This window comes from Dyadobacter koreensis, from assembly GCF_900108855.1.
GTDB lineage: Bacteria > Bacteroidota > Bacteroidia > Cytophagales > Spirosomataceae > Dyadobacter > Dyadobacter koreensis.
This window is the reverse complement of the sequence record NZ_FNXY01000009.1, coordinates 1-24,437: the sequence shown is the minus strand read 5'-3', so window position 1 is coordinate 24,437 and position 24,437 is coordinate 1. Positions and strand designations below refer to the sequence as shown.

General features: G+C 41.7%; 18 protein-coding genes and 2 tRNA genes. 14 read left to right on the top strand and 6 right to left on the bottom strand.

What is annotated here, in order from left to right:
• Window positions 1–185: 185 nt before the first annotated feature.
• From BMY70_RS25300 to BMY70_RS25275, 6 genes are all read left to right on the top strand, one after another.
• Window positions 186–2,435 carry a GH92 family glycosyl hydrolase gene (locus BMY70_RS25300; RefSeq protein ID WP_090339924.1) on the top strand — a complete coding sequence of 750 codons (2,250 nt, stop codon included), beginning with the start codon at window positions 186–188 and terminating at the stop codon, window positions 2,433–2,435.
• 268 nt (window positions 2,436–2,703) lie between these two features.
• Window positions 2,704–3,279, top strand: coding sequence for a TetR/AcrR family transcriptional regulator (locus BMY70_RS25295; protein ID WP_090339921.1), 576 nt, complete (start codon window positions 2,704–2,706; stop codon window positions 3,277–3,279).
• A 506-nt stretch (window positions 3,280–3,785) separates the two neighbouring features.
• Window positions 3,786–4,181 (top strand): DUF2958 domain-containing protein, encoded by a 396-nt coding sequence (locus BMY70_RS25290; RefSeq protein WP_229209776.1) that lies wholly within the window; start codon window positions 3,786–3,788, stop codon window positions 4,179–4,181.
• Between the two features lie 232 nt (window positions 4,182–4,413).
• Entirely contained in the window at window positions 4,414–6,390 is a 1,977-nt protein-coding gene (locus BMY70_RS25285) for a T9SS type B sorting domain-containing protein (protein WP_090339916.1), read from the top strand.
• Window positions 6,391–6,489: 99 nt separating this feature from the next.
• Window positions 6,490–7,398, top strand: a complete 909-nt coding sequence (locus BMY70_RS25280) for a helix-turn-helix domain-containing protein (protein WP_090339912.1) — start codon at window positions 6,490–6,492, stop codon at window positions 7,396–7,398.
• An 87-nt stretch (window positions 7,399–7,485) separates the two neighbouring features.
• Window positions 7,486–8,313, top strand: a complete 828-nt coding sequence (locus BMY70_RS25275; RefSeq protein ID WP_090339909.1) for an SDR family oxidoreductase — start codon at window positions 7,486–7,488, stop codon at window positions 8,311–8,313.
• A gap of 62 nt (window positions 8,314–8,375) precedes the next feature.
• On the opposite strand, the gene BMY70_RS25270 is transcribed toward BMY70_RS25275, so the two are convergent.
• The 4 genes from BMY70_RS25270 to BMY70_RS25255 form a co-directional block, all read right to left on the bottom strand.
• Window positions 8,376–8,449: transfer RNA gene (locus BMY70_RS25270), tRNA-Pro, on the bottom strand.
• A gap of 59 nt (window positions 8,450–8,508) precedes the next feature.
• Window positions 8,509–8,582, bottom strand: a tRNA-Arg gene (locus BMY70_RS25265).
• 90 nt (window positions 8,583–8,672) lie between these two features.
• On the bottom strand, window positions 8,673–9,452 hold the full coding sequence (locus BMY70_RS25260) for an enoyl-CoA hydratase/isomerase family protein (RefSeq protein ID WP_090339906.1): 780 nt from the start codon (window positions 9,450–9,452) through the stop codon (window positions 8,673–8,675).
• 161 nt (window positions 9,453–9,613) lie between these two features.
• The gene (locus BMY70_RS25255) at window positions 9,614–10,273 is read right to left on the bottom strand and encodes a hypothetical protein (protein WP_229209775.1); all 660 of its coding nucleotides are present in this window, start codon (window positions 10,271–10,273) and stop codon (window positions 9,614–9,616) included.
• A 176-nt stretch (window positions 10,274–10,449) separates the two neighbouring features.
• Between BMY70_RS25255 and asnS the strand changes: the two genes are divergently transcribed.
• Window positions 10,450–11,886, top strand: coding sequence for an asparagine--tRNA ligase (gene asnS / locus BMY70_RS25250; RefSeq protein WP_090339904.1), 1,437 nt, complete (start codon window positions 10,450–10,452; stop codon window positions 11,884–11,886).
• Between the two features lie 16 nt (window positions 11,887–11,902).
• Here asnS and BMY70_RS25245 read toward each other — a convergent pair whose 3' ends face one another.
• The gene (locus BMY70_RS25245) at window positions 11,903–12,625 is read right to left on the bottom strand and encodes a class I SAM-dependent methyltransferase (RefSeq protein WP_090339901.1); all 723 of its coding nucleotides are present in this window, start codon (window positions 12,623–12,625) and stop codon (window positions 11,903–11,905) included.
• A 254-nt stretch (window positions 12,626–12,879) separates the two neighbouring features.
• Here BMY70_RS25245 and BMY70_RS25240 point away from each other — a divergent pair, with 254 nt between their 5' ends.
• The 3 genes from BMY70_RS25240 (at window position 12,880) to BMY70_RS25230 (ending at window position 17,854) form a co-directional block, all read left to right on the top strand.
• The gene (locus tag BMY70_RS25240) at window positions 12,880–14,100 is read left to right on the top strand and encodes a serine hydrolase domain-containing protein (RefSeq protein ID WP_090339898.1); all 1,221 of its coding nucleotides are present in this window, start codon (window positions 12,880–12,882) and stop codon (window positions 14,098–14,100) included.
• A gap of 61 nt (window positions 14,101–14,161) precedes the next feature.
• Window positions 14,162–16,126 carry an NADH-quinone oxidoreductase subunit L gene (gene nuoL / locus BMY70_RS25235; RefSeq protein WP_090339895.1) on the top strand — a complete coding sequence of 655 codons (1,965 nt, stop codon included), beginning with the start codon at window positions 14,162–14,164 and terminating at the stop codon, window positions 16,124–16,126.
• Window positions 16,127–16,186: 60 nt separating this feature from the next.
• A complete protein-coding gene (locus BMY70_RS25230; RefSeq protein ID WP_090339890.1) occupies window positions 16,187–17,854 on the top strand; it encodes a complex I subunit 4 family protein in 1,668 nt (555 codons plus the stop codon).
• An 86-nt stretch (window positions 17,855–17,940) separates the two neighbouring features.
• Here BMY70_RS25230 and BMY70_RS25225 read toward each other — a convergent pair whose 3' ends face one another.
• The gene (locus BMY70_RS25225; protein WP_090339888.1) at window positions 17,941–18,345 is read right to left on the bottom strand and encodes a hypothetical protein; all 405 of its coding nucleotides are present in this window, start codon (window positions 18,343–18,345) and stop codon (window positions 17,941–17,943) included.
• A 280-nt stretch (window positions 18,346–18,625) separates the two neighbouring features.
• Between BMY70_RS25225 and BMY70_RS25220 the strand changes: the two genes are divergently transcribed.
• From BMY70_RS25220 to BMY70_RS25205, 4 genes are all read left to right on the top strand, one after another.
• Entirely contained in the window at window positions 18,626–19,741 is a 1,116-nt protein-coding gene (locus tag BMY70_RS25220; RefSeq protein ID WP_090339886.1) for an acyltransferase family protein, read from the top strand.
• Window positions 19,742–19,763: 22 nt separating this feature from the next.
• Window positions 19,764–20,471 (top strand): ATP-binding cassette domain-containing protein, encoded by a 708-nt coding sequence (locus BMY70_RS25215; RefSeq protein ID WP_090339883.1) that lies wholly within the window; start codon window positions 19,764–19,766, stop codon window positions 20,469–20,471.
• A gap of 220 nt (window positions 20,472–20,691) precedes the next feature.
• Window positions 20,692–23,745 carry a serine hydrolase domain-containing protein gene (locus BMY70_RS25210; protein ID WP_090339880.1) on the top strand — a complete coding sequence of 1,018 codons (3,054 nt, stop codon included), beginning with the start codon at window positions 20,692–20,694 and terminating at the stop codon, window positions 23,743–23,745.
• 78 nt (window positions 23,746–23,823) lie between these two features.
• A partial coding sequence (locus BMY70_RS25205) for an Ig-like domain-containing protein (RefSeq protein WP_445438683.1) occupies window positions 23,824–24,437 on the top strand: 614 nt, incomplete at its 3' end.

The window sequence follows — 24,437 nt, the reverse complement described above, 5'->3', positions numbered from 1 at the left end:
TTGGCATTTTTGGTTATCTGTCTCAAATATGACATTATTGATTTAAAGTTAAACAATAGTTAGTGTTTTTAATAACGATTTCCGATGATTAAAAAGATTAACCTCAAATGTGCTATCTATACTTCCTGAAAAATAATTCCTTAAAATCATAAGCACCTTAGCGGTAAATAAAATTTCATTAAAGCATGATCCAATCCTTTAAAACGTTAAAATTTTCCAGTATTTTATTACTTAGTTGTTGTTTAAGTTTTAGCTCAAAAGCACAAAAAAACGAAGCCTCAGGAAACCTGAAATATGTAGATCTTCGCGTAGGAAATGTTGGTCAGTTGTTAGAACCCACACGGCCGACTATCCAGCTGCCAAATCAAATGGTTCGAATGTTCCCCGAGCGCAAGGATTATTTAGATGATCAGATCACGAGTTTTCCACTGATCGTAGTTTCTCATCGCTTGGGACAGGCATTTTCGATCAAACCTTTTAGTAAGCAGATCACTTCTGTCAATTACAATGAAAAACTGGCGTATGATCATGATCTTGAAGTAACCCGGCCCTGGTATTATGCTACATATCTGGTTGACGATGAGGTTCAGGTTGAATTTACACCTGGCAAAAAAACAGGAATTTACCGTTTCGGATTTCCTGCAAATTCTTCCAAAAGTCTTTTATTTAATTTGTACAATGGCGGGGAAGGATCGTGGAAATTTATTTCAGACAACGAAATTGTTGGAACAGAGACGTATCATGACGACATTCCTGTCTACATGTATGGCGTTTTCAGCGAAAATGGGAAAACCGGAGTTCTGAACGGTGAAAAAGCACTAACAGAAAAAACCGTGAAAGGCGAAAAAGTTAAAGCCTGGATCAATTTTCCTGAGAACAAAAGCGGAAAAATCGAATTCAAATATGCGATTTCATACATCAGCCAGGAGCAGGCTAAGAAAAATTTCGACAAAGAGTTAAAAACCTCTGATTTTGAAGATCTGAGAAAAAACGGCGAGCAGGCCTGGTCGGATGTGATCAATCAAATTCAGGTCGAAGGCGGTACCGAAGCGCAAAAGCGCAGTTTTTTTTCGTCGCTTTACCGCACCTACGAACGGATGGTGGATATTTCGGAAGATAATCAGTATTACAGCGGTTTTGATAAGAAAATCCATAACAGCAACCGTCCCTTTTATGTGGATGACTGGACCTGGGATACCTATCTGGCGCACCATCCTCTGCGAATTATCCTTGATCCGGAACAGGAAGAGGATATGCTTAATTCATTTGTAAATATGTATGAGCAAAGTGGCTGGATGCCTACTTTTCCAGTACTTTTTGGCGATCACGCCTGTATGAATGGCTTCCATTCTTCGGTTACATTTCTGGATGGATATCGTAAGGGTTTGAGAAATTTTGATGTTTCCAAAGCCTATGCGGGCATGTATAAAAATGCTACGGAAGCAACGATGCTTCCTTGGAGAAACGGAGCTAAATGTGAGCTGGATGAGATTTATCATACCAAAGGATATTTTCCGGCACTGCGTTTAAATGAAAAAGAAACTGTGAAACTTGTTGATCCATTTGAAAAACGTCAGGCTGTGGCTGTGACTTTGGGCGGAAGTTATGACGATTGGGCGCTGGGAGAATTTGCAAAAGATCTCGGGAAACAAGAGGATTTTAAAAAATTCAGCGCTCGCGGTTATAATTATAAAAATCTCTGGAACAAAGATAAAAACATGTTCCTTCCCAAAGACAGTAAGGGCGAATGGATTATGATTGATCCCAAATTTGATGGCGGCATGGGTGGCCGTGATTTTTATGATGAAAACAACGGATGGACCTACAAGTGGCAGGTTCAGCATGATATTAATGGTCTGATAGGTTTGATGGGTGGTAAAAAAGGTTTCGAAGAGGGGCTGGATCAACTTTACCGAGAAGGGTTGGGGCGTAGTAAATATGAGTTCTGGGGTAAATTTCCTGACGCAACGGGTCTGGTTGGACAATATTCGATGGGGAATGAGCCAAGTTTTCATATTCCTTATTTATACAACTATACGGATGCGCCCTGGAAAACGCAGAAAAGAATTCGTTTTTTGCTGGATGTGTGGTTCAAAGACAACATTTTTGGGATTCCGGGAGATGAAGATGGAGGTGGAATGACGGCGTTCGTTGTCTTCTCATTCATGGGTTTTTACCCGATCACGCCCGGAAAACCAGAGTATACGATAGGAAGCCCGGTATTTGAAAAAGTGACGATCGATCTTCCAAATGGCAAGAAATTTAAAATGATCGCGAGTAATTGTTCGGTTGTCAATAAATATATCCAAAGTGCAAAGTTTGATGGAAAAGTATTAAATGTGCCTTCCTTCACGCACGATCAGTTAACGGCAGGGGGAACGCTGGAACTTGAAATGGGACCGAAACCGAATAAAGAATGGGGGCTTGGAAAATAAATAACGTAATTATTCGCTATGAAAATTTATGTTCCCATATCTCAAATATAATAAGTAGTTGTTTCAAAAGAATAAGAAGATCCGGCATCGAAATAGGTGTCGGATCTTTATTTTTATTGTGCCTTGCAAATGGGCATAAGTTACTATACGTGAGGATATTTTTTTATTATTTAAACTATTGCACTAATCCCCTGGAACAATTGTTTTGTAAGCGAGATTTAATTTTGAAATATTTTGGAACAAACGTTCTAAATAGTAAATTTGCATCATGGCACGTAAGAAAGAGTTTGATCCGGAAGAAAGAATGGAAAAAGCGCGTGATCTTTTTTGGCAAAAAGGTTACAACGCTACGTCCATGGAGGACCTCGTACAGACTATGGGGCTGAACAGAGGTAGTATATATGATACATATGGCGACAAGCATAGTCTTTATTTACAATGCTTGGGAAATTATGCTGCTGAAAAATTAAGAGAACATAAAGAAGCTGCTATGGGGACTTCCCCCATTGAAAAGGTTGAAAATATGATTCTTAGTGTTGTTGAAGCTACTGTGAACACCGGAAAATGCTGTATGGCCGTGAATTCTACTTTTGAACTGGCAACAGTTGATCAGAGTGTTCATTCCATAATCAATAACAACTGGAAAGATATTGTCAATTTTTTTGAACAACTGCTGACCGATGCCAGGGAAGTAGGGGAGATTTCGGCTGATAAAGATCCAAGGTTACTTGCAGAATTTATTGCAGCCAACTTTACAGGTTTGTGGCAAACCTATATTTTGTCACGAGACAAAAAGCAGGTTGAAAAACTAGCGCAGTTTTTGATAGGAATGATCAAAAATTAATTTTGATTTGGGGAATTGCGGAATGAAAAATCCGGAATTTTATGGTCCTGAGATTCACTGGCTTTAATATTGTATTTTTTTGTGACTATGGGTTTCTTGTGACGTGCAATAATTTGATAAATATCTGGTTATATTAGCATAATCGACGTTTTCAAAATATTTGCAGGGACGAATTGATATAGGAATTTACGGGTTTTTACGATTTCTATTTCAAATTCAGCTTATGTGTTACTTTAAACTGATTGTGATATGAAAAAGAGACTGCGTAAAAAAGCTTACCAAAAATGGGTGAAATGGTGGGTTAAAAACTCAGAAAAGTTTAATGATGAGATTATCCAATATCATCCGATAATGCTTTTATCATAATTGTCTTCCGGGACGCACGAGAGGAAATCGACGCAAGTGATTTCCTCTTTTTTATTAGTCAGGAAATTAGTTGCTTGCGTTTCTCGTGTTTATTAATTGTCAAATATTGACATAGCTAGTATATTTGAACCATGTCAAAAATGATAACAGAAGATCTCAGGGAGGTCATGATCCAGAATGCCTACGAAGTTCAGAATGAACTTGGGAAAGACCACGCACCCGTCGTAAAATTATATTCACAGTATGGTAAGGCAATCTGGCTTTTGTCAGAATTGGATTCAACCAATAATATTGCCTTTGGTCTTTGCGATCTTGGACAGGGCCTGACGGAGCTTAGTTATGTATCGATCGAACATCTGGAAAGTATTAAACATGCCAGGTTGAAGGTGCCAATGGTAGAAATGGACAAAAATTTTGTTCCCAAATATCCTATGAGCGTGTATGCTGAGGCTGCGAGAATGGTTAAAAGGATAACCGAAGATGAAGAAATTTTAAAACGCGCCGTTAAGGCAATTGCCGAGCGGGAATTTAAATAACGGTTTGGAATTGTATTCTCAAAGATACAGCACTTCTGTAATGCTGTGGACTGGTGGGCCATCGGCTAAGCTCTGAAACAGGAAACGTAGGTGGTCCTCAGCTTTTCCTTATAATAAATTATTTTTTCCGGGACTAGATTTGCGAGGTTTTCTTGTAATTTTAAGATGTAGAAATAATTCGAGAGGATCGAATATTTCTTACTTGACATTAGCATTTTAGCTCTCCCTCATCATGAAATCGGTTTTTTTTAAAGCGATTATTGTCATTTTTATATGCAGTACTTCACAGGCGCAGACTGTGGAACATGCTTATCGTTTCACAGATGATTTAAAAGTTGCCGAACCTACCTGTGCTCCGAACCTTGTATCAGTAAAGAATCCAGGCTCTTGTACAGTATCAGCTATTGAAGGTGCGTTTGTTGAAGACGTCTTAACCTGTGGGTTCAGAAGAAAAGTCTATCACAGTAATCTAAATTACGGCTTGCGGTACGCTAATGCAGATGGCGCTATCTTAGAAAGTTATACGATTCAATTATATGTGAGAAATACAAATTGGGGAAGTGGCAGAACCCGGATCATAGACTTTTCAAACGGACAAAAGGATGAAGGGATTTATTTCAAAAGCACTGCGGGAAGTAGTGGCCGGTGTTTGGAACTTGATGGCGGTACTGTTGGTACCTGTCCTTATTTTAACGATAAGACATATTACCTGATTACGATAACCCGTAATGCTGCGACGGGCCTCGTCAGCTTATATGCCGACGGAGCATTATTTTCAACTTATGATGATGCGGGTAAGAAATATGTGGGCAAGGCCGGAACTCCGATTTATTTCTATCGAGATGATAATATTGTTTCTTGCGAGTCGGGCGAGGCTAATTTTGCGTATCTGTCTGTCAGGAATAAACCGTTAGAGAAATCAGAGATTGTTCGGGAATTTGCAGATATCTGTGCTACTTCCACGATTAATCCTATGGCTGATTTTCTCATTGATCCAAATCCGTTATGCAACAATGGAAATGCAAGGGTAGAATATACAGGAAAGCTTCCTTCCGAGAGCACTTATGGCTTTCAATGGGCTTTTGGAGCATCGAAAATAATAAGTGGGTCAGGGAAAGGTCCGTTTTTGATAAAATGGGATTCACCCGGGCAAAAATTCGTAACGCTAGCGATCGTCAACAGTGCTTGCGGGGCGAAAATTGAGAATACAAAAAGAATTACGATTGGTTCAGTTCCTGAGATTGCAGTTGCTCTTGATACAGATCAATGTAAGAATCAAACGACTCTGACCATAAAAGCTTCAAACGCGACTTCTCCTTACCAGTATTCACTGGATTCAATCAATTTCCAGTCATCTGAGACTTTTAACCTATCGGCAGGTAAGTATAAGGTTTTTGCAAAGGATAACAATGGCTGTGTTAAGGATACGTCTATCGTGATCAAAGCTATTGAAAGTACCAGCCTTAGAACAATTGCGGATACCACTATATGTGCAGGTCAGGAAATTCAGCTTGTGACAACGGGCGATGCTGCTTCATATACCTGGACTCCGGCAATTGGGCTTGATGATCCAAAAACTAAGGATCCATATGCCTCTCCCGCAAAGACTACGGATTATATTGTAACGGCAGCCATGGAAAATTGCGTTTTAAGAGATACGGTACAGGTTAAGGTAATTCCTGAAATCAAGGTGAACACTACACCAGATGCAACAATTCCACCAAACGTAGCCTATCAGTTAAATGCATCTTCGGATGAGTTGACAGGTATTTCTAATGTAAGCTATTTGTGGAGCCCACCCACCGGGCTTGATAATCCGGTTATATCCAATCCCAAAGCAACACTTAGTTTTAGTCAAATTTACACTGTCTCAGTCATTTCTCCTCAGGGATGCACGGGAACGGGCAGAGTTGAATTATCAATACCTCCGCCAGCCTCGATAAATCTTCCTGATGTCTTTACACCGAACGGAGATAATAGTAATGAACTGTTGAAACCAATCAGCAATCATATCGCATCCTTAAATTATCTTAAAATTTACAACCGATGGGGAGAGGCAGTATTCTCATCAGATCAATTGAATGAAGGATGGGATGGAAGTTTGAAAGGCATGAAAGTGGCTGCTGGTGCTTATGTCTGGAAAATGGAAGCGGTTACAAAAGAAGGAGAAGTTATTCGTAAAAGTGGGACGGTGTTACTGGTTCGATGAATGATTGAGATACTCTGAAAATGTTTGAATCTAAATTCTACTCACTCACTAACTGAATACTGCTGCCTCTGTATTGAAATTTGTTTGTAATTTTTACTTATGGTTCAACAACAAACATTAGCTGACTACTCGTCGAGTTTACCTGAACAAGCTGTAAGCAATCGGCGAAGCGGAGGCCATTTTGCTGCTGTAAGGCTGGATGATTTTTCAGAAGAAAGTTTAAAATCAACGACAGTATACAGCCGTAAAGATTTTTATAAAATCTCACTGATCACAGGTCATGCCAGCTATTATTACAGAGATCGTGAATATTTAATTGAGCCGGGTATTTGCGCGCTGGTTTTTACAAACAGGGATGTGCCTTATCGCTGGGAAGTTCACAGCGGCTCATGCAGTGGGTATAGCTGTATGTTTACCGAAGATTTTTTACCGATGCATACATACCAACGTCCAACGGACTGGACGGTTTTTGATTCCGATGCGCAATCTGTTTTTCTTCTCAGCATTGAAGAGAAAAATAGGTTTATCAGTTTATTTCAGAAAATGATTGCGGAACAGGCAACTAGCTATTTGCATAAATATGATTTACTTTTTCTGTATGTGCTTGAATGCATTCATGAAGCTTTAAAGTTGAGCCCGGAACTGGCATTTCGTTCGCAGACAGCATCTACACGTCTTACAAATTCCTTCAAGGCTCTTCTCGCTAATCAGTTTCCGCTGGTATCGACGTCGCAACAAATCGAACTTCGAAATGCACAGGCTTTTGCAGATAAACTGGCGGTTCATACCAATTATCTGAATAGGATTTTGAAATTGGAAACGGGCAAAACGACCACGCAACTTATTTCCGAGCGTATCATGCAGGAGGCCCGGGCATTATTAATCCATTCAAACTGGCCCATCAGTCAAATTAGTCACAGTCTGGGTTTTGATGAGCCTACACACTTCACTCAGGCATTTCGAAAACATACAGGTCAAACGCCTTCCGCGTTACGTCAATTGGTTTGATTTACGTCATCATGCGTTTGAAAATGGTCAAATTCCGGGAGGTCCACGCCCTACTTTTGTGAAGTAATTATAAAAAAAATGATATTCATGAAAACGTGGTTTATAACAGGTACTTCCTCAGGTTTGGGCCGGGTACTGACTGAAAAATTATTGGAACAAGGAAACAGAGTATTTGCAACGGTTAGAAAGGCCGATGCTTTGAAGGATCTCAAAGAGCGTTTTGGAAATAATTTGGTAGTTGAAATTCTGGATGTAACAGATACAGAGGCAATCCGCCAGGTTGTGAGCAAAGCTTTTACAGAATTTGAAAGAATAGATGTGATTGTCAATAATGCCGGATATGCATTATTCTGTGCGGCTGAGGAAGCAAATGACGATCAGATACGTCTTCAAATAGATACCAACATCGTCGGCTCCATTCAGGTTATACGGGCAGCTTTACCTTTTTTACGGGCTCAGGGATATGGCCGTATTCTTCAATTGTCTTCGGCAGGAGGTCAGACTACGTATCCTAATTTCAGTTTTTATCATACTACCAAATGGGCGGTGGAAGGTTTTTGTGAAACGTTAGCGCAAGAAATCGCACCTTTCAATATTGGTGTAACGATTGTTGAACCAGGAGCGCACAAAACTTCTTTTGGCACTGCTATGGCTACTGCGCCGACTATGCATGTATATGATCAGACACCGGCAGGTGACGTTCGACGTGCTGTTTATAATGGAACATTTCCAATAAATGGTGATGTAAATAAAACGGTTCAGGCCATGATAGATTCCGTGGAAATTGAACCCGCACCAAGACGGCTTGCGTTGGGACTTGATGCTTACCGGGATATGAGAGCTTCTCTGATATCAAGATTAGAAGCACTTGACGCGCAAAAAGATTTGGCTTTGGCCAGCGAGATTGACAATTAGGAGTTGGCAATTTTTCCAATAGGGCATAAAAAAAGTCTTTGAAAATTTCAAAGACTTTTTTGTCGGGGAGACAGGATTCGAACCTGCGACCCTCTGGTCCCAAACCAGATGCGCTACCGGGCTGCGCCACTCCCCGAAACAAGAATTATTCTTTTCAGTAAAAAGCACTTATCATCATTGATAAGTGCTTTTCTGTGGACTTGTAGGGATTCGAACCCCAAACCTCCTCATCCGTAGTGAGGTGCTCTATCCAATTGAGCTACAAATCCATTCCTTGAATCGGACTGCAAAGGTAGAAGATGACTTTGATTTATGCAAATCTGGGGGCAAGTATTTTTGAAATATTTTGAAATATTTTTTTATCTACCTTGATAATCAGGTTTTTTCTTTTGAAAAAAAGATGAAATCCCTTCTGCCGCGTCGCGGGTTTTGAATAGTATATCCTGATTTTCTGCTTCGAGATTCAGAATTTCAGACAGATTTGATTCATAAGATCTGTTTAAAACTTTTTTCATCGCACCAATTGCCGCGGTAGGAGCGTTGCGATAATAAGAAACTGCTTCCTCCACTGCTTCCTCCAATTTTTCTCTGGATACAGATTTATTGATTAAACCTATCTGAACAGCTTCCGGCGCATAAACTTTTCTGCCAGTAGATGCCAGTTCAAAAGCTTTTGCCATTCCGACCAGTCTAGGCAGGAAGAAAGATGCACCAGCGTCCGGCATTAAACCAATATGGACAAACATCTGACTCAAATATGCATCCTCACTGGAAATAATGATATCGCAAGCCAAAGCGAGCGAGCATCCGGCGCCAACAGCCAGGCCATTCAATTTACAAATGACAGGTTTGGGAATATTTCTCAGCGCTTCAATCATCGGGTTATATCCGTCACGAAGCATTTCTCCGGCTGATTTCCCCGATTCCATAGCCGTTTTCAAATCAGCTCCTGAACAAAATGCCTTATCCCCCTCACCGGTCAAAACAATCACGCGAACGGTAGGATCTTTTTCTGCTTCCTGAATCGCGGCAGTAATTTCTCCGATCAAATCAAGACTTAAAGCATTGTGAACAGCCGGCCTGTTCAAAGAAATCCTGACCACGCCATCGTTATTATCAAAAAGAAGATTCTGGTACATGGCTTATCGGTTTGAGATGAATAATTCTTATGTGGCAGTCGGCTGTCAGCAATCAGCGGTCGGCTGGAAATCAGCGGCTTCAAAAAGTAAGCCAATTCGTTTTTCTAAAGCTATTTAACTGTCAGCCGCCGATTGCCGAGAGCTGATTGCCGACAGCCATTTCAAAAGAAAAAATAGACCGTTAAACTACTGATCGTTAATCCGCAAGCTAATCCGGCTATGATCTGGGCTGGTGTATGAGCGTTTAAATATAATCTCGCGCTCAGTAAAAAACCGCTGATCAAAACGATAATTAGGAGCGGAATTAATAAAAGCTGTTCATCGAATCGAATGATCATACCCGTAATTATGCCGATGGCTCCGCCCATTCCGGTTGCGTGAGCACTTATTTTCCAGGACAAACTTACAAGTGCTATCGCAATCATCGATACTGTGACACTGCCTAAAAGTATCGCAATTTGTGGAGCCAGTTCGGCAATGGGTTGAAGCTGCCAGCCGAATAAATAAGTCGCGATGGCATAGATAATTGCACAAGCCAGGTAAGGCAGCCTTCTTTCACGAAGCGAATCGACGTGTAAAGTGCTCACGATCCCCAGACGATAGAAATAATATATGATAATTGTGGGAGCCACAAAAGTGTTTAAAAAGATTAAAAGCAATAGACTGCCTATCCCCGTAAGTTCCAGTGCGCTGACACCTATAAGGTCGGGAGTGATCAAAAAAAGAACTCCAAAAAGGTATGTAGTAACGATCAGAGGGTGAAATACTACGGATAAAAAAGTCGCGATACGGGTATTCAAAATTGGAAATGTGTTAGTCATAGTTTGTAAGAAACAAATTTAATCCATAAACCAGTTCAGTCAATGTCTTTCAAAACATAAAAGTAAGTTGGTGTTTTAGAATAGGTTTTCGTAGGGTATTTTGTAATTTTGCGCCTCATAAATAGGAAAAGGAAGTTTACAGTTGAGTTTTATATAAGGATTGAATTTATATTAAGATGGGACCTTTGCAGATCAAAGAATTATTACAACAGACTCCGGATGGACAATCCGTTACCCTGAAAGGTTGGGTACGTACGAAGCGTGAAAGCAAAAATGCGATTTTCATAGCGCTTAACGACGGGTCAACCATTCATAATATACAGGCCGTTGCAGCTCCCGGACAATTCTCTGCTGAACTTTTACTGACTGTCACTACCGGTTCTTGTTTAAAAATAACGGGCCAGCTTGTAGAATCTCAGGGTTCTGGCCAGGCTGTGGAAGTCAAAATCGATGATTTGCACGTTTACGGCGTTGCCGATCCGGAAGCATATCCTTTGCAGCCAAAAAGGCATTCGCTGGAATTTTTACGTGAGATTGCACATTTGCGCCCGCGTACGAATACGTTCAGCGCGATTTTACGTATCCGTCATACACTGGCTTTTGCGGTTCATAAATATTATAACGACAGAGGATTTTTTTATCTGCATACGCCAATTATTACCGCTTCTGATGCAGAAGGAGCTGGCGAAATGTTCCGCGTAACTACGTTGGATCTTGAAAAATTGCCAAGAACTGAGGAAGGTGCGATCAACTTTAAAGAAGATTTTTTTGGGAGAGAAGCTAACCTGACTGTTTCCGGACAATTGGAAGGAGAGCTTGGAGCAATGGCACTTTCTAAAATATACACTTTCGGCCCGACTTTCCGTGCTGAAAATTCAAACACTACACGTCACCTTGCCGAGTTCTGGATGATTGAGCCCGAAATGGCTTTCTTCGAGTTGGAAGATAATATGGATCTGGCGGAAGATTTTATCAAATATGTGATCGGTTATGCTTTGGAACATTGCAAAGATGACCTGGCTTTTCTTGAAAATCGTCTGGCTGAGGAAGATAAAAACAAACCACAGAATGAACGTTCGATTCCGCTTCTTGAAAAACTGAAATTTGTCGTGGAAAATGCATTTGAGCGTTTGACTTACACTGAGGCAATTGATATTTTGTTAAAATCAAAACCACATAAAGAAAAGAAATTCCAGTTTCCGGTGGGATGGGGAATTGATTTGTCAAGCGAACACGAACGCTATCTGGTTGAAAAACATTTCAAAAAACCGGTGATCCTGACCAATTACCCACGAGAAATTAAGTCTTTCTACATGAAGCTTGATGATGATGGGAAAACGGTTCGCGCGATGGATGTCCTTTTTCCTGGTATCGGCGAAATCATTGGCGGAAGTCAGCGTGAAGATAACTACGAGAAATTGCTGGAACGTGTTCACGAAGTAGGAATCGATCCTGAAACAATCTGGTGGTATCTGGAAACACGTAAGTTCGGTACGGCACCTCACTCCGGTTTCGGTCTGGGTTTTGAGCGTCTGGTATTGTTTGTAACAGGAATGAGCAACATTCGCGACGTGATCCCTTTCCCAAGATATCCGAAAAGCGCTGAGTTTTAATCAGCGCTTCCTGAAATTATTTTTCACCGTAATAGCAGGCAAAAACGCTATTGCGGTGAAGAATATCATAATGAGAAAAGCCGGCATAACGCAGCAAACCGAGCTGGAAAGGCAACGAGCGCGGAGAGTCTTCCTTATCTATATAAGCGAAGACTTTTTCTTTATATTCCGTTCCGCCCAAAGACTCAAGATAATCGCCGTACCGTTTCCACATTAGTTTTTGAACGCCCGGTTCATCAAAAGAAACCAGATCGGAAACGTAAATTCTGCCACCCGGTTTCAGCCATTTATACAGATTCTCAAATGTTTCCTGCCAGTCCTCGTTATCGCGGAGATGATGCAGAACAGCTCCTGCCAGAATACAGTCAAAAGTATTTTCATCGAAATCCAGCTCGCGCAAATCAGACTGATATGTTTGTACATACTTGACGCCGGATGCTTCAATACGTTCGCTGGCGCGGGTCAGCATCGGTTGACTCAAATCGACCAGATGGCATTCCAGCGGGTGAATTTCCTGCAAAACCCGCAAGGTAAAATTGCCAGCGCCGCAGCCAAGGTCAAGAATTGTGTCATTTGGTTTCAAATGTAAAGCAGCTGTCTGCGCTACTAAATCGAGAACCAACGGCGCGTCGATGGTTGCCTGTTGTCCTGTTTCAAGTTTACTAAATCGCTCGACGTCATTGTCAAACCGCGTCTGAATCTCTTGGATTGTTGATTTTTGCTCTAAGGGAGTCGTCATTTTAGTTCGCGAAAAATGTATGGTGCTAAGTTATTTTGGAATCAATCTAACCTGTGTTAGGGTCATTACTTTCTGTTTTATATCTTTGTAAGCCTGGGAATCTCAGATTTGTATATTGTTTTAATAGAAAACGAAAAAGCAATATCCCGGATTGTCGGCTCCGGATTAGATTGAAATTAAAAGACAAAATATAAAAAATGCTAATGGTTTTTCGTTGGCATATCACGTTAGAAAATCTTAATGGCTAAAAGCCTATGTTGAAAAAAGTGCAGCCGAAAATGTGGTGGGCGGCGATATTTGCCGTAGTAGTGATTGTACTTTCCTGGGTTTGGGTCAGTAACAGCAAGTCTCATGATCTTGTAAATTTCAAGAGAAACGCCAAATCCAACCCGAATCTGGACCCTAAGGAAATCCGAAATCCTGATGCGAAAACGCTTCTTAAAATAACACAGATAGAAGATATTTTCAGGAGGAAAAGAAGGGCAGGTTTTAATGGAAATGTACTGGTTGTTCAGAAAGGTCAGGTTTTGTATCAGGGCTCTTTCGGTTATGCGCATTTGAAAGATAAAGATTCTCTGCAAAGCCATTCTAAATTTCAGCTGGCGTCGTTGTCGAAACCGTTCACTGCCGTTGCGGTATTAAAACTGATTCAGGATGGAAAGGTAAATCTGGAAGATTCAGTACAAAGATTTTTTCCGGACTTTCCATATCATGGTGTAAAAGTGGATATGCTGTTAAGCCATCGGAGCGGTTTGCCAAATTATATTTATTCTTTCCCGGATAGTGTTCGGCATGGCAAAAAATTTCCGACCAATATGACGGTGATGGACTGGTATGCGAAAGTGGTACCCACTCCACATCCTTATAACCGACCGGGTCGCTCTTTTAATTATTGCAATACAAACTACTGTGTCCTGGCAGCAATTGTTGAAAAAGTAAGCGGCGCTTCTTTTGATACGTATCTGCATAACGAAATCTTCGCTCCATTAGGCATGAATAACACGGTTTTGGTGACGGACACATCGGAGGCGGCAATGATGTACCGAACCGTTGGCCATCAATATGGCAGGATGCTGGCGAAAGATTATTATGATGATGTTGTTGGTGATAAAGGTTTATATTCAACAACGGGTGATATTTACAGGTTTTATGCAGGGCTAACCTCCGGTTTGTTGATCAATAAAAAACTTTTGACAGAAGCCTGGACACCAAGAAGTTTTGAGCGTGACGGGATCAGAAATTATGGTTATGGCTTCCGGATGCATGTCAAGCCAGATCGCTCGACCCGATTTATTTATCACGGTGGATGGTGGAAAGGATACAATTCCATGTTCTGGATTTGTCCGGAAGACGAAGCGGTTATTATTATTCTGGGAAATTCATATAACAGAAATATTTACGATATCAAGGAATTGTTAACTGTGCTGCACGGCAGCGAAAGCGACAAACTTGAAGATATCGAGAAAGACCTTTAGCTTAATTTGAAATCGGACGGTAATTCCGGATATTTGCCGGACTAAACGAATACTCACCTCAATGTCAGAAACTGCTTATACCGTACCTGCTTCCTTACTTCTGGGTTTACCAATTCTGGCATTTTTTATCTTGTGGCTTGGCGGAAAAAACCTGAATAAACCAGCAGGATGGATCGGTGCTTTTATAACGGGCATTGGACTAGCGACAAGTATTTATTATGCAGACATCAACACGCTCCATACGGTTTCATTCAACTGGGCTCTCATCGGGCAGACAAAAATAAATCTATCTTTCAGATTTGATGAGCTGACGGCAATTATGCTGATCATTGTTCATTTTGTCGCGCTATTGGTGCAAATTTATTCGATGTCTTATCTTCACGGCGACCAGAATCTTCACCGTTATTTTGCCTTCATACAGCTTTTTCTTTTCTCGATGATCGGTATTGTGCTGGCGGGAAGTCTGCTGGTGATGTACATCTTCTGGGAACTGGTTGGTTTGTCATCTTATCTTTTAATCGGGTTTTGGTATTTCAAACCACGCGCTGTCTGGGCCGCTCAAAAAGCTTTTGTTTTAAACAGAATTGGAGACGCCGCATTCCTGACCGGAATTTTAATGTTGTTTTACTATATTGGTTCTACCGACTTTGAGGTGCTTGCAGCTTCAATCCAGTCACTCGATCCCGGAATTTTGACCGCGATCGGTTTATGCCTTTTTGGAGGTTGTATGGGAAAATCGGCGCAGTTTCCATTATCTGGCTGGCTGCCCGATGCCATGGAAGGACCAACGCCGGTATCTGCGCTGATCCACGCGGCCACTATGGTTGCTGCCGGAATATTTTTATTGGCAAGAATTTCGTTTTTACTTACACCCGAAGCTCAAATCGTGATTGCCTGCATAGGAACGATTACGATGGTTATCGGAGCAGTAAAGGCGACGCAGGTATGGGATATCAAAAGGGTTCTGGCTTATTCTACCATGTCGCAATTAGGGCTGATGGTGATTGCTGTCGGACTGGGAAGCTGGCGTACTGCACTTTTCCATTTAGCTACTCATGCATTTTTCAAAGCAGGATTATTTCTTTCTGCCGGTTCTGTAATTCACGCTGTAACGCCTTCCGAAACGGACGAAACTTTTGATCCGCAGGATATGCGTACCATGGGCGGACTGCGAGAATATTTACCGATCACTTTTATCTGTTTTGTAATCTGTTCGTCGGCTCTGGCCGGGTTACCATTTTTTTCAGGATTTTTGTCAAAAGACGCTGTAATTGTCGAGGCATTTTTCTGGGCGGAAAAACACGGGGCCTGGGCCTATTTATTTCCAGTAGTCATCATGATTTCAGCGGGGGTAACAGCCTACTATATGACACGTCAGGTCTGGCTGATATTTTTGGGAGAAAAACGATATCAGATATTTAAATCCGTACATCCGCACGAATCTCCTTTTATGATGTGGGGACCAATGGCTTTGCTGGCAATACTTTCTGTTTTCATCTGGTTTTCATGGAATCCGTTTGATGCTTCGCATGGTTGGTTTTTAGCATTGGTAGGAGCAGAAGAATTTGGACATATCCTTTGGGTGCCGTTGGTAGCAACAGGTGTCACGCTGCTATCTATTTTTCTGGCATTCCGTGCAACAAAATCAGAAGATCCGTTTTCGATTTATGCAGGAAATTCTAAAAACTCAATTCCGGTATTGAAAAAGCTTGCTGGTCTTAATGAATTTTCAAGAGACACGTTTTTTATCAAATCATTTGCTTTTATTTCAGGCGGATTAAAACAATTTGAGCGGCAGATCGTCGATGCTTTGGTTGACGGGGTCGCGAAATGGAGCGTTGTTTTTGCTCATATACTAAGTTGGGGAGACAGAAATATTGTTGATGGAGGAGTGAAGCTGACTGTTTTTACACTTAGATCTGCCGGGCAAGGTGTCCGTGGATTGCAGAATGGAAAAATACAATCCTATTATCTTGTTACCGCTTTGGGAGTCGTGCTTCTGATTTTGTGGTTGATTGTGTTATAGGAAAATAGTTGGAGCGTTCTGCGCTCTTTTATCTCATATATTTTTGTTTCAGTTTACATAATGATTGACCATATACTTTCTTTACTGATTGCCATTCCACTATTCGGAGCCGTTGCTGTTTCTGTTTGGCCGTCTCAGCGTCCGGGCGATTTCAGGTTGATCGCACTTTCCGTTTTACTTTTAGAATTGCTGACCGGACTATCTTTATTTCTGTTTTTTCAGAATCAGAATACAGGCTATCAGTTGAGCGAAACCGTTGACTGGATTACACTGCCTATTGGTTCACTCGGTGTTGTTTCCATAGACTATGCTCTTGCGGTAGATGGAATCAGTTTTCCGCTTGTGATCCTGGCCGTTGTCGTATTGTTTGTGGGGATGATCAGTTCATGGAGTATCAGTCAAAAAACGCGCGCTTATTTCGCACTATACCTTGTTTTGAGTGGAAGCGTTATCGGTTGTTTTCTGGCACAGGATTTCTTCCTTTTCTACCTATTTTTTGAGTTTATGCTCTTGCCGATGTATTTTCTTATCGGTTTATGGGGTGGGCCAAGAAGAGAATATGCCGCTCTTAAATTCTTTATTTACACATTCTTAGGATCGTTATTAATTCTGATCGTCATGATCGGACTATATCTTTCTGTAATTGATCCTGTGGAAACGGCTCGTGCCGTTGGTATCATCGGTCCGGAAGATCTGGTACAAACGGATGTTATCTTACAAATTCAACAATGGCTTGCCGACGGAAGAATTGCCCCGGAACAGCTGGTTCATACCTTCCGTTTTGCGTACCTAACTGATGCAGGAAACTATATTCCCGGCTCGATTTTAAGTCCTGAAACAGAATTTATTTTATTTGGTATTCCAGTTCGTTTACTCGCTTTCTGGTTTTTATTCGTTGGTTTTGCAGTAAAACTTCCAGTGTTTCCGGTTCATACATGGTTGCCCGATGCACACGTAGAAGCTCCAACGCCCATTTCGGTCGTACTGGCAGGAATTCTTTTAAAAATTGGAGGCTATGGTTTCATCCGGATTGTGGATGGATTCTTCCCTGCCGAGGCCCAATACAGCATGGTACCTCTGGCTTTACTGGGAATGATTTCAATTGTGTATGGCGGCTTCAATGCATTGGGACAAACCGATCTGAAAAAAATGATCGCATTCTCTTCAGTGTCACACATGGGTTTTGTGTTATTGGGTGTGGCCGCGTTTACTGCGGAAGGAATTAACGGAGCTATTTATCAGATGGTTAGCCACGGAGTACTTTCGTCAATGCTTTTTCTCTTGGCCGGTGTCATTTATGACCGTACCCACGATCGGGAAATTGACAATTACCGCGGACTTATCGGACCAATGCCACGTTATACCATTCTTACTGGAATTGCCTTCTTTGCCTCTTTGGGGTTACCCGGATTTTCAGGTTTTGTTGGAGAATTATTCACTTTGATGGGCGCATTTCAGGCAGGGCCTTTGCCGGTCTGGATTCCGGCGCTTTCAACTTTGGGGATTGTTCTTGCCGCGGCTTATTTCCTGTGGACGTATCAGCGAATGTTTTTCGGAACATTCTGGTATAAAACGGATAGCTCAATTGTTCTGGCAGATTTGACAACACGCGAAACTGCGCTTTTGGTGCCGCTCGCTATTCTTTCTGTTTTACTTGGAATTTTACCAGGATTACTGTTTGATATAACAGGACCGACGGTGCAAGCTTTTTTGGAGAGGTTGCAGTAGTTTTTTTGCCACGAATACACTAATTTTTTCCAAATTGGTTTTAGACTATTCGTGAAAAATTAGTGCATTCGTGGCATTAAGAAGACTTATTTCCCAAAAATCCGATCCAGGCTAAATCTGTTTTTCTTTGCCAGAGCTTCAAGCTTTTGTTGCTGCTCGTTTGTTAACACATACAAAATTTCTTCCCTTTTTGCTTCGGCGAGTTGTTTGTGATCACGTCGTTTCGCTTCGTCATTTCTCGACAGTTTTCTGTCTTTCCTCGCATAGCGCTTCTCGATTTTCTTAATCTGCTTCACTTGCCTTTTTGAAAGGTCAAGATCTTCGGCAAATTTTTCCAGATTTTTTTCAAGCCTCTTATTATTAAGCTTTGGATTAACAGTTGTTGTTTCTTCATAATCTGCGATATCTTTTGAAGATTGATTCGTCGATGATGCACAACCTGTGAAAAATAAGCCCGTTACGGTCAGAAAAAGAAAGATTAATTTTTTCATTGATGACTTTTTTGTTTGGAATGAAATGCTGATGCTACTAACGAAGATTGTTTTCCAAAGAATATATCCCGTATAGAAAAAAGACAGCAGTCAATAAAACTTCTTTCATTTTCCGGTACTTAATATGTCGATTCAAATAAAATAGCGCCTGCGATAGGCTGCTGATAGTATTTTTCCATAAGAATCCAGTAATTGTAATTGTGTTTTCGGCAGAGGCCAAAAATACTTTTATTATCAGTAGTTTGTACCAAATTTTATTTTCCTACACCCTGATTTTTCGATGAAAGAAAGTTCTACTTCGCACCGGTTGTTATCGCTGGATACGCTGCGTGGATTTGACATGTTTTGGATTTCTGGTGGCGAGGATGTCTTCGCCGTTTTAGCCAAAGTTACCGGCTGGTCATGGGCCGTTTTAATAGCACACCAGCTTACGCATCCGGAATGGAATGGATTTCGTGCTTACGATTTAATTTTTCCAACATTTCTTTTCATGGCCGGTGTCTCAACTCCTTTTTCCCTGGGTAGTCGTTTGGAAAAGGGAGTGCCTGCTTCCGATTTAATTCGTAAAGTGATTCAGCGGGGTATTGTTCTTGTGCTTCTGGGAATTATTTATAACAATGGAATTTTTCATACCGAATGGCATAACATGCGTTATCCGAGTGTGCTCGGCCGTATTGGGCTCGCGGGAATGTTTGCGCAGATCATCTATTTATATACAGGAAAAACCAGCCGCTGGGTTTGGTTTGCAGGTTTGTTGCTGGGTTACTGGGCTTTTATGATGTATTTTCCTGTTCCAGGCTGTGAGGTCGGAACCATGACGATGGAGTGTAATCCTACCAGTTATCTTGACAGACTGATTCTTCCAGGTCGTTTACACCTCAAAATTCATGATCCGGAAGGTCTGATCTCCACAATTCCTGCAATTGCGACAGGTTTAATGGGAATATTTTCCGGGGAGATTTTGCGTACGGATGCCGCCAAGCTTTCCCAAAATAATAAGGTATTGTATCTGATTGCAGGGGGAGTTGTCAGTTTAATTATCTCGCAGCTATGGAATATTGTTTTTCCGATCAATAAGAATTTATGGACGAGTTCGTTTGTGCTTTGCGCAGGAGGTTGCAGTATATTACTACTTGCGTTGTTCTACTGGATTATTGATGTGATGAATTATCGTCGCTGGACATTCTTTTTTGTAGTGATTGGTATGAATTCGATCGTGATTTACATGGTTGGTCGTTATATCAATTTCGAATATACGGCGGAAGCACTTTTTGGAGGTGGGCTGGAATTTTTCCCCGAACCTGTTCAGGCTGTTGGTGGTGTGATTGCATTTATCATGGTTCAGTGGACATTTATGTATTTGTTATGGAGAAATAAATTATTTTTGAAAGTTTAATTGTTCACGCATTGAATCTATAATGTCAATTCAGGTTACGAATCTTACGAAGGTATACGGAGCGCAGCGGGCGGTAGACGGGATTTCTTTTTCCCTGAAACCGGGAGAAATTGTAGGTTTTCTTGGTCCAAACGGCGCAGGGAAATCCACCACAATGAAGATTCTGACCGGTTATTTGAATTCAACCTCAGGAACGGCAACGGTAGCAGATTTTGACGTAAATCAGCAGCCTATGCCCGCGCGGAGAGCGATTGGATATTTACCGGAACATAATCCGCTTTATCTGGATATGTATGTACGTGAATTTTTATTATTTTCAGGAAAATTATATGGCATGCGAGGTGCTTCGTTGAAATCAAGGGTGGAGGAAATGATTGCACTTTGCGGACTTGAAGTTGAAAAAAGAAAAAAGATCGGACAACTTTCAAAAGGATATCGTCAACGTGTAGGCTTAGCGCAGTCTTTTCTGCATGATCCTGCCGTTTTGATTCTGGACGAACCGACCACAGGCCTCGATCCAAATCAGATTCAGGAAATCCGGGAGCTGATCCGAACAGCCGGCCACAATAAGACTGTTCTTTTTTCAACCCATATTATGCAGGAAGTGGAAGCTTTATGCGACCGCGTGATCATCATCAACAAAGGACGTGTGGTAAGTGACAGTTCACTGGAAGCATTAAGACAGACAGGGAAATCACTCGAAGAAACTTTTCGAAGTCTGACAGTATGATTAATGACAAAGGGTTAATTGTTATCTAATAAAGTGTAAAAGCCTGAAAGCCGAAGGCCGATTGCCGACAGCCTTCAAATAATTAGAATTGCCTTAAAACAATTTAAAGCCGGATTTTTTGCTGTTGAAAATTGTTATCATTGTGATTATCGAATAATATTTTGACTCAACGACTGAAAACTGCTTGAATATTACTTCCTCTTAAAGTTGGAAAAAAGAAATGGAAAAAAGGTTGGGAAGCCATCTTCGTGTTGTTGCGGGTATAGTAGTTCTTGTTGTATTTAGTACGGTTGCGGTTGCCTGGAAATTAATTCAAACCAGAGAGCCGCTGGTGGAAATTATAAAGCCTGTTGTGGAAAAGCAGGTAAAAAGTGCTCCTAAAAAGCGTCATGAACCTATTGTGGTCTTGCCTGAAAATCAATGGGTAGACAGTACATTAGCTTCACTGACACTGGAGCAAAAAATTGGTCAACTGTTTATGGTCGCCACGTTTTCCAATCGGGAAGAATCAACGACCCGTTACATTGACAGACTTATTGATGAGTATCATTTAGGTGGTTTGATATTTTTTCAGGGCGGGCCGGTTCGTCAGGCTCAGCTTACCAATCATTATCAGGCCCGTTCCAAAGTGCCGCTATTCATCGGGATCGATGGTGAATGGGGGTTAGGGATGCGTTTGGACAGCACCATTTCATTTCCGAAACAAATGGTTTTGGGAGCAATTCAGGATGATGAGCTGATCTATCGAATGGGCAGCGATATTGCCAGACAATGCCGTCGTTTGGGTATCCAGATTAATTTTGCTCCGGTTTCAGATATCAATAGTAATGCCAATAACCCGGTCATCGGGATCCGCTCTTTTGGCGAGGATCGGGAAAACGTAACCAGAAAAGCAGTGGCTTACATGAAAGGTCTGCAGCAAAATCGCGTGATCGCAACTGCAAAACATTTTCCGGGCCACGGCGATACAGATGCGGATTCTCATTTCACTTTACCGGTATTGACTCATTCAGAGCAACAGTTGAATGAAGTGGATCTTTATCCTTACCGTCAGTTGATTGCTGACAGTTTGATGGGCGTTTTGAGCGGTCATTTGTTTATTCCTGCATTAGATAATACTCCGCAGCTAGCAAGTTCACTTTCTGATAAAGTGATCAACGGATTATTAAAAAGACAAATGGGTTTCCGCGGGCTGGTTTTTACAGATGCGATGAATATGCGTGGGGTTTTGAAAACAGGACGTGCCGCCGAAGTAAACCTGAAAGCACTGATTGCTGGAAATGACGTTTTGTTATACCCGGAAAACGTTGCCGAAACGATCATTAAAATAAAAGATGCACTAAACCAGGGTACGATCACTCAGAAATTTCTGGATGATAAAGTGAAACGAATTCTGCAGGCGAAATACTGGTCTGGCCTTGGAGAGTATCGGCCTATTGATACAAATAATTTATATAACGATCTGAATACAGAAGATAGCAAACAGCTTATCAGAGAGTTGGGCGAGGCGTCTGTGACGGTGGTGAAAAATGAAAGTGAAATTTTGCCAATTCGTGGGATAGAAGGTCAGGATATGGCTGCTGTGAGTATTGGCGAGGGAATTAACTCAGTGTTTCAAAAAATGCTGATGACGTATAAGCCCATACGGCCTTATTCGTTTTTTGAAGAGCCCAGTCAGGAACAAACGCTGGAAATGCTGAATTATCTGCAACCTTATGAAACCGTTGTTGTTGCGGTACATGGAATTGCTTCAAACCCTAAGCGAAATTATGGAGTTGCTTCCGGCACTGCAGACTTTGTAAGGCAATTGAAACAACAAGGGAAAAAAGTCATTCTTTGTTTGTTCGGGACGCCATATAGTATCCAGTTTTTCCCGGAAACGGATGCGCTGATTTGTGCAAACCAGGATGGTACGGACCAGCAGGAAATTGTTCCGCAGATTATTTTTGGAGCATTGGCTTCGCAAGGCAGACTTCCGGTTTCGGTACTGAATTATAAAGCTGGTGACGGCGTGACTACGGAAACTATTAACCGAATCAGCTTTGGAACACCTGAGAGTGTGGGGATGAACGGGGCAACGCTAAAAAAAATTGATGAAATAGCAAATGCTGCGGTGAACGATCACGTTTTTCCGGGATGCCAGGTGGTTGTTGCCAGAAAAGGGAAAGTAGTATATGACAAATCTTTTGGAGGGCTAAGTTACCGTACGCCGGAACGTGTTAATTCCGAAACCATTTATGATGTTGCTTCGGTGACAAAAATGGCAGCGACGTTGCAATCGGTGATGTTATTATACGACCGGAAACTGATTAATCTGGATGAGCGCGCTTCTCACTATTTGCCGGAATTACACGCGACGAACAAACAAAATTTTACCGTTCGTGATCTTTTGATGCACCGTTCGGGGCTGGTTTCCTTTTATCCAACTTTGTGGGACAGAACGAAAACGAGCGCGGGAGGTTTATTGCCTGAATATTACAGTTCGAAACAGGATAGTATTTATAATATTCAGGTTGCACCGCGTTTGTTCGCAAAACCTGCTCTGCGTGATTCTGTCTGGAAATGGGTAGTTAAATCGCCAATGAATAATACAAAGGATAAATCCGGAAAATATGGATACCTATACAGCGATCTTGGCTTCCTGACTTTGCAGAAAATTGTTGAGAAAATCACGGGGCAGCCTCTGGATATTTTTGTGACAACCAATATTTATGAGCCTCTTGGGCTAAATTTTACCGGATTTAATCCGTTACGCCGTTTTCCTGAAAAGCAAATTGCCCCGACGGAACAAGATTATCGTTTCCGCAGTCAGTTATTACAGGGTACCGTTCATGATCAAATGGCGGCGATCCTGGGAGGAGTTTCCGGACATGCCGGGCTTTTTTCGACAGCAACAAATCTTGCTGTACTTTTCCAAATGGACTTATGGAAGGGCCGTTATGGTGGGAAACTGTTTTTCCAGCCGGGAACGGTTCAGTTATTTGCAAGAATGTACGACGAAGCGCATCACCGCGGGTTAGGGTGGGATAAAGCACCAGCTGATGGGAATAGCTCGTATGTATCCGCGCAAGCATCTGTTAACTCGTTTGGACATACCGGATTTACCGGTGCTGTCGTTTGGATGGATCCGGATGAAGATTTGTTATTTGTATTTTTATCAAACCGCATCAATCCTGATCCGGAAAACACAAGTATTACCACACAACGGACGCGCCGTAAAATTCACGATGTAGTATATACTTCGCTTCTTGAAAGGAAAAGCATTCTTCATTAATCAGTTACAAATGTATTTCAAAAATATCTCTAACTTTACCTTTAAATAAGGTTAGTGGAAAGATATTTAGAGATATACATGAAAAAAACATTTATTAAAAAAGGAATTTTTACATGCATTGCCGCTATTCTTGGAGTAGCTTCTTCATTTGCTCAAACGGTTAATACAGGAACTGTAACGCCAACAGCCATTTGTGTGGGAGGTTCTTTTACAGTTGTTTATACAACTTCTGCTGCTGTCGCAGGAACTCCGACTTTTTCTGTTGAGTTGTCGGATGCAACCGGAACATTCCCAACGACTCCCAATGTAATTGGTACTGGAACTGCAAGCCCTTTGTCTGCAACTATTCCTGCCGGAACGCCAGCTGGCGCCGCATACAAAGTTCGGGTCACAGCACCGTCTCCAATTGTTACGGGTACACCAAGTGCTGCTGTCACTGTAAATACTGCCCCTTCTGCGCCTGTTGTGGCAACGCCCTTGGATTATACGGTTGGTGAAACGGGCAACTTGACTGCAACTGCCATTTCTGGCGCGACCTTAAACTGGTATGGTACTGCGGCAACCGGGGGTACTGCCTCTGCAACGAAGCCCGTTCCTTCTACCACGACTGTTGGTACCACGACCTATTATGTGAGTCAAACTATTGGAACTTGTGAAAGTCCTCGCTCAGCTATTGTTGTAAATGTTGCGGC